We start from the raw sequence: 5,434 nt of genomic DNA, 5'->3' as shown, positions 1-5,434 counted from the left end.
CACTTCCATTCTACGGGCATCGATCATTGGACAGATTAAACCAAAATAATCAGGATTTTCCGTTAAGAAACCTGCAGCCATCATCTCTAGCGTTTCAATGGCGATTAATGGCTTATCTAGTGCATAACAGAGTCCTTTTGCCGTAGAAACACCAATGCGAAGCCCTGTGTAAGACCCTGGGCCTTTACTTACCGCAACAGCATCCAATGCCTGATAACTTACGCCTGCCGTTTTAAGCACCTCATCAATAAACAGGGTTAAATTAGCAGCATGCAGGTTTTGTCCTTTTTCTTCTTTAAATGAAATAGTTTCGCCGTTGATAGATAGCGCTACAGAACAAATTGCAGTAGCCGTTTCTATTTGAAGTATTTTAGCCATTGCGCAAAGATAAGTAAAATGAAAGAGAAGATAAGTTTGGAGTTGAGAGTTTGGCGTTTGGAGTCAATTAACCGATTTAAACAATTAACCGTTTAACCAGTTTGGCGTTTGGAGTCAATAACCGATTTAATAAATTACTGGGGCAATTATCCCTCGTGGCGTATCATCCTGAGGGGTAATTTATCTTATAAAAATCAATATGATTGACGTACAATTGCTTCTTTTCCATACACCAGGGGCTTGCCTCGGCTCGCGCTCGCCGCCGCCGAAGGGCTCTTTCTTTTTGGCATCAAAAAGACCAGCATAGCTAGCTTGAATGCCGTTGAAAACATAAAGGCCTATGAAAAAACAAAAAATGCCGGCTGAAAATTTATTCATTTTGTATTATAGTTTTCAGCTGCATTCATGAGGGCTTCGCCGTTTTCTTTTGAAGACAGTTGTGCGGCTAGGACAGTGCAGCCCGAAAAATTTGTTAGGCCGGGTTTAAGTAGAACGGAGATACCGTGCTATGGCCTAGCTGGACGGAAATGTAAAAGTGATTAAAATGCTGATTAATAGCGGTTTGTAAAATAACGTCAATGGTAGCCTGTCGAAGGACAAATGTTATTTGTTTTCTCCATAAAAATAAATGACATTGGGCATAGGGGTAAATACAAACGTTGTTGTCATACTTTCAAAACACAATAAATATTCAATTATTTAAAAACAAAAAAGTATGAAAATCAACAAGTTTTATTTATTAGTTGCTGTTATCGTTATTACAGCAGGAGTGGCAAAAGCACAAGATGCTGATGTTGTATTTGGTGTAAAAGCTGGTGTAAACTATGGAACATTGCCAACAAGTTTAAATGCCATAACAGATAAAAAAGGAAAGGTGGGTTATAATTTTGGAGTATTTGCCCGGGTTGGTAAATCATTATATTTTCAACCAGAATTGAACTATGTTAGYTTTAAGAGTTCATATGTTTATGCAGCTAGCACTTATACCCCAAAATTTAACCAACTTAATTTGCCCCTTATGGTGGGCTACAAACTGATTGATACCGAAGCCTTAAATTTCAGGGTTTCTGTGGGGCCCGATGTTAATTATACCCTTAACGAAGCAAAAGGGCCGGTTGGCTTTGATTATAAAAAGCTTACTTTCGGTGGAGTGATCAATGCCGGGGTAGATATTGGCAACATCAGTATTGATGCCAGATACAGCAGTGGCCTTACAAAAATTAATAAAGGCCTGAATGAAAAAAGCGGTTTGTTTAATCTATCTGTCGGATTTAAATTGTTTTAAGACTTCTAAACTTCTTTATTCCTCTAGTTCATCAGTTTAAATATTGGAAGAACATAAATCCATTTTTCGCTAAAGAAAAATGGATTTTTTTTGTTAACTTCTTAAATAACATTTCTTTAGTTAAAAGAAACTAAATTAGTTTTATTACTTTTGTTGCCAAACGAACTATTTAAGTCTTGTGTCATGTAATATCATTTGCATATAAATGTTGAATGACCTTTCCCACCTGGGGAGGGAGTAATTACTATTTATTTTTTACTTTACTTATTACAATATGGCTATTTCAAAAAAATATGGTCGTACTTATCACTACCCGTTTTCGCCGGGAACAACTAGCGATGACAGGATACAGCACGACTATTGGGAATATTTACAAAAAATTCCTACACTTATACACACCGAAAAACTCGATGGCGAGAATAATTGCCTGTCTAAACACGGCGTGTTTGCTCGCTCGCACGCGGCTCCAACTACATCACCATGGACAGAAAGTCTTAGACGTTTTTGGCAACTTGCGAAACATGATTTAGGAGACTTAGAAATCTTCGTAGAGAACTTATATGCTATTCATTCTATTGAATATCGCAAGCTCGAACATCATTTTTATGTATTCGGTATCCGCGAATTCGACCATTGGTTAAGTTGGGAAGAAACGCAGTTTTATGCAAATATGTTAGATCTGCCAACTGTTCCTGTAATTAAAATAGAACAAAAACCGGAAAATCAACAACAGTTCGAAAAAGAAATACTCGAGTTGGTAAAGGGGACAGGTAAATTTGATACCTATGATGTTTACGATAAAACCCAGGTTACTATGGAGGGAATTGTTAGCAGGAATGCCGATGGGTATACCGTTGATGATTTTGCCCAAAACGTGTTCAAATACGTACGCAAGGGGCATGTTAAAACTGACGAGCATTGGACCAGAAGCTGGAAACGTGCATCACTGCTAAATGAAGGAGGTAAGCATGTGGGCCTTAAGTGAAAATAAACAGTGGGCGGATCTTGAAATTCGCTTTGATTGGGTAAAACGCATGGCAGGCGTTCAACAAGATTCACGCTATCATGCAGAAGGTAATGTGGCCATACATACGCAAATGGTGCTAACCGCTTTACAAAATGAACCTGCTTTTAAATCATTATCTGAACAGGATCAGGAAATTTTATGGGCAGCTTCTTTATTGCACGATGTTGAAAAGTACAGTACAACTGTTTTTGAAACAGATGGAAGCATTACCTCAAAAGGACATGCGCGTAAAGGAGCTCAATTTGCAAGGCAATTACTATATCAGGATGAACCAGCGCCTTTTGCCATTCGTGAACAAATTGTAGGGCTGGTAAGGCACCATGGTTTGCCAATTTGGTTATTTGAAAAAACTGATCCTGTGAAAGTTTTAGTTAAAGCAAGCATGGAAGTTAATCTGCAATGGTTATGTTTATTGGCAAAAGTAGATATGCTTGGACGTATCTGTGATGATCAAGAAGAGATGTTATATCGTATAGCTTGCTTCGAAGAATTTTGTAAGGAAAACGAATGCTGGGGAAACTCCTATCGGTTTAAATCAAATGCTGCGCAAATGTATTTTATGCAACATGAAGATGCTTATTTAGATTACATCCCATTTGATGAACCAGTAACGGAAGTTATTTTAATGAGCGGTTTGCCTGGTGCCGGAAAAGACACCTATATTAAAACACATTACGCAGATTGGCCGATAATCTCTTTAGACGGTATCCGTAAGGAAAAGGGAATATCTCCAACGGATAAAGCAGGTAATGGGAGGGTAATACAAGAAGCAAAAGAGCAAGCCAGGGTTTATTTGCGTAAACAGCAGGCATTTGTTTGGAATGCTACTAATACTACGAGCCAGATGCGCACGCAGTTAATTGATCTGTTTAGTATTTACAAGGCAAAAATAAGTATTGTCTATATCGAAGTGCCTTACCAACATTTGCATCTTCAGAATAAAAATAGAACAGCTATTGTACCTGCGGGAATACTTAATAAATTGGCGAACAAACTCGAAGTACCCGCACAGTGGGAGGCACATCAGGTCGTTTACCGGATTCGATAATAGATGTTTTAAGTTCGTAATTAAGCGAGCTATGGTAGAAATCATTGGAAAAACATCCTGTTATTAACACAGCCCTTCAGCGTATTCTGAAGGGCTTTTTTGTTCCATAATGGTTATGCTTGCTGATTGATTGGTTATTAATGAAATCACCTTTTAATATGAACTAAATTCTTTAAAAACTAAAAATGTGTAACTTGAATCCGTAATATATATCAAATGAAATATAACCGACGCAATTTTATAGGCGGTAGCATGGCACTCACATCAGCTTTATTTTTAAAACCAATGGAAACATTTAGTGCACCTTCTTTAGGATCTGAAAAATGGACAAATGGTTTCGCCTTAAAAGTCATGGCGCCTTATTGGGGCTTTAATGGCTCGGTAACTGATTTTTGCAAAAAGGCAAAAGATTCGGGTTATGATGGAATAGAAATCTTATGGTCGCCAGAAATTGCAGAAGAGTTATTTAAAGCGTTAAAAAAATATCAATTAGAAGTTGGTTTTCTTTGCCGTGGAGATGAAGCCCTTCCAGCACCGCACTTTGCAACTTTTAAAAAAGTACTTAGCGAAGCTGTTGAACATCAATATCAAAAACCATTGTATATAAATGTTCACTCGGGAAAAGATTTTTTTCAATACCAGGACAACAAAAAATTCATTGATTTTACTGTTCAGTATGCCAAAGAAACAGGAGTTCCAATTTATCATGAAACTCATCGGTCTCGTATGCTTTATTCAGCTCCGGCATCATTACAATATTTACAGCAAAACCCTGATTTAAGGCTAACCCTCGATATTTCTCATTGGTGTAATGTGAGCGAAAGTTTACTCGAAGACCAACCAGAAACCGTGGCACTTGCCATTTCACGTACCGATCATGTTCACTCCAGGGTTGGCCATGCAGAAGGACCACAGGTAAGCGATCCGAGAGCGCCGGAATGGAAACAAGCGGTTGAAGCTCATTTTGCCTGGTGGGACAAGGTTGTTGCCATAAAAAAACAACAAGGTAAAATCCTGACCATGTTAACTGAATTTGGCCCGCCCAGTTATATGCCAACCATTCCGTTTACCAACCTTCCAGTTGCCGATCAATGGGAAATAAATGTATATATGATGCAGGTTTGGAGAAAAAGATATTTGTAGTTTTTCTAAAAAAGGAGACTGCTATATAGCTAGCTTGTTGGGTTGTTTTTAAGCAATAGGTAATACAGTAGGTAGAAAACTGCTTAGTGATGAAGAATTTAGTAGCTGCGTGCCCCAAACTGCATAAGGGCCGAGCTGCACTCCTCACACTTAAAAGCATTACGTTTATGGCTGTGTTGCCTAAAAATGATTACTGTTAAGTGTTTATTTCTCTTTTTAATCAATATTTAAAGGTTTTGGACTGAAATCTAACGGGTAGAGTTTATCGAATTCCATTTTTAGTCTATATTAGATTCGAATAATAAAATGTTATTGAAAAACATGTCCAATAAAGCAATGCAAATGAGATTTAAACTAGGTTTGGTATATGATTACTTTAAATAATTTCAATATGGAACAATCGTATGCTATCGGAATTGATGTGGGTGGATCTTCACTCAAATGTGGAGTAGTAAACCAAAATGGCGAAATTTTATATTCCATTATTGTATCGCTAAAAAATGCGAAAACACAAGGTGCAATTATTGCGCTCATTGTAGAAGCGATCAATTCC

General features: G+C 37.6%; 6 protein-coding genes and 1 pseudogene. 5 read left to right on the top strand and 2 right to left on the bottom strand.

Annotation, left to right across the window (positions count from 1 at the left end; genetic code table 11):
* The coding region (gene tsaB / locus AC1DND_RS19745) for a tRNA (adenosine(37)-N6)-threonylcarbamoyltransferase complex dimerization subunit type 1 TsaB (protein ID WP_477584223.1) at window positions 1-378 on the bottom strand (378 nt) is incomplete at its 3' end.
* A gap of 180 nt (window positions 379-558) precedes the next feature.
* Entirely contained in the window at window positions 559-756 is a 198-nt protein-coding gene (locus AC1DND_RS19740; RefSeq protein ID WP_477584221.1) for a hypothetical protein, read from the bottom strand.
* Between the two features lie 337 nt (window positions 757-1,093).
* Between AC1DND_RS19740 and AC1DND_RS19735 the strand changes: the two genes are divergently transcribed.
* The 5 genes and pseudogenes from AC1DND_RS19735 to AC1DND_RS19715 form a co-directional block, all read left to right on the top strand.
* A complete protein-coding gene (locus AC1DND_RS19735; protein ID WP_477584219.1) occupies window positions 1,094-1,663 on the top strand; it encodes a porin family protein in 570 nt (189 codons plus the stop codon).
* Between the two features lie 274 nt (window positions 1,664-1,937).
* Window positions 1,938-2,648, top strand: coding sequence for an RNA ligase family protein (locus tag AC1DND_RS19730; protein ID WP_477584217.1), 711 nt, complete (start codon window positions 1,938-1,940; stop codon window positions 2,646-2,648).
* The gene (locus tag AC1DND_RS19725) at window positions 2,632-3,738 is read left to right on the top strand and encodes an AAA family ATPase (protein ID WP_477584215.1); all 1,107 of its coding nucleotides are present in this window, start codon (window positions 2,632-2,634) and stop codon (window positions 3,736-3,738) included. The genes AC1DND_RS19730 and AC1DND_RS19725 overlap by 17 nt, the downstream gene beginning before the upstream one ends.
* A gap of 285 nt (window positions 3,739-4,023) precedes the next feature.
* Complete coding sequence (locus AC1DND_RS19720; protein WP_477584213.1) at window positions 4,024-4,881, top strand: sugar phosphate isomerase/epimerase family protein; 858 nt, start codon at window positions 4,024-4,026, stop codon at window positions 4,879-4,881.
* A 367-nt stretch (window positions 4,882-5,248) separates the two neighbouring features.
* Window positions 5,249-5,434 (top strand): annotated as a pseudogene (locus AC1DND_RS19715) (hypothetical protein); the annotation flags it as partial.

It is taken from the genome of Pedobacter sp. 01N416 (genome assembly GCF_056399685.1).
Note: the sequence above shows the minus strand (reverse complement) of the source record. Positions and strands in the feature narration are given on the sequence as shown.